The organism is Bradyrhizobium sp. Kon10 (assembly GCF_055807395.1).
In genome coordinates this window covers 1-358 of record NZ_JBVVOZ010000146.1, presented here as the reverse complement: position 1 = coordinate 358, position 358 = coordinate 1, and the positions used below count along the sequence as shown (strand labels likewise).

Here is a 358-nt window from a genome sequence, read left to right as displayed (position 1 = left end):
CGAAGGACCATACCGAAGTTCAGGAACTTCTCGACAAGGGCATGATCAGCGCAGCCGAAGCGCTCACCTGGCCGCGCCGTAATGTTATCACGCATGCGGTCGGCGTCAGAGACGAGATCGTCATTGACTTCCAGGAAGGCGAGATCATGCCGGGCGACATATTCGTGTTGAGTACCGACGGGCTGACAGCGCATGTCACAGACGCCGAGATCGAGGCGGCGGCGGTGTCGGCGACGCCTCAGGCAGCATGCGAAAACCTGCTACAAACGGTGCTGGCGCGCGGGGGAACGGACAATGTCACGATCGTGGTCGTGAAGATCGGAGATGGGCGCAATGGGGCCCGTCCTGATCCTTCCCG

At 61.2% G+C, this 358-nt stretch carries 1 protein-coding gene; it reads left to right on the top strand.

The genetic code is table 11. The annotated features are described in order from the left end of the window. Positions 1–358, top strand: a 358-nt coding sequence (locus AC0L2O_RS36465; RefSeq protein ID WP_473373159.1) for a PP2C family protein-serine/threonine phosphatase, incomplete at both ends; no start/stop codon positions are given.